Origin of the sequence: Mesorhizobium sp. M7A.F.Ca.CA.004.04.2.1 (assembly GCF_004022825.1) — a bacterium.
Taxonomy (GTDB): Bacteria; Pseudomonadota; Alphaproteobacteria; order Rhizobiales; family Rhizobiaceae; genus Mesorhizobium.
In genome coordinates this window covers 1-679 of record NZ_RZPH01001633.1, presented here as the reverse complement: position 1 = coordinate 679, position 679 = coordinate 1, and the positions used below count along the sequence as shown (strand labels likewise).

The 679-nt window shown below is 61.7% G+C and carries 1 protein-coding gene and 1 pseudogene; both read right to left on the bottom strand.

The window, feature by feature from the left end; translation table 11 throughout:
* Window positions 1-355 (bottom strand): CoA transferase (locus tag EN893_RS36615; RefSeq protein WP_164901527.1); only part of this gene is annotated, 355 nt, incomplete at its 3' end.
* A gap of 99 nt (window positions 356-454) precedes the next feature.
* Window positions 455-679: pseudogene (locus EN893_RS36610) on the bottom strand (alpha/beta hydrolase); the annotation flags it as partial.

The following is a 679-nucleotide window of genomic DNA, read 5'->3' as shown; positions in this document are numbered from 1 at the left end:
GGCTGTCATAGTCGAGGCCGTATTTCTTCAAGCCGCCGAGCTTGAAGTTCTCGATCAGCACGTCCGAGGTGGCGACCAGCCGGCGCACGGTCTCCGCGCCTTCCGGCGTCGAGAAATCGATGGCGATGGAGCGCTTGCCGCGATTGCAGGAATGGTAATAGGCGGCCGACAGGTTCTCGCCGTCCTTGCCCATGACGAAGGGCGGGCCCCATTTGCGGGTGTCGTCGCCGCCATCGGGGCTCTCGACCTTGATGACATCGGCGCCGAGATCGGCGAGCAACTGCCCGGCCCATGGCCCGGCAAGGATGCGGGCGAGTTCGACGACGCGGACGCCTTTCAGCGGGGGCTCAGCCATGAATCACCGTGATTGCCGCAATCACCGTGATTGCTGCGAAACCAGAGCCTCTATCAAGCCCTGCAACGGCTGTCACGGCTCTTGCAATGGGCCAATCCGTCACGCTTTGAGGACTTCGTCGGCCCAAATGGCGAAATCATCCATGATGATGTCGCGATTCACCTCGTTCAGGCTTTCGTGGCGGGTGTCGGCGTAAACCTTTGAAACCAGATTCGAAAAGCCCATGGCGCGCATGCGGCTGGCAAGATGCGTGATCCCTTTGCCATAATCCGAGGCGGGATCCCTTTCGCCGCCGACGATGCTGATGGGCAGGTCGCGTCGGAG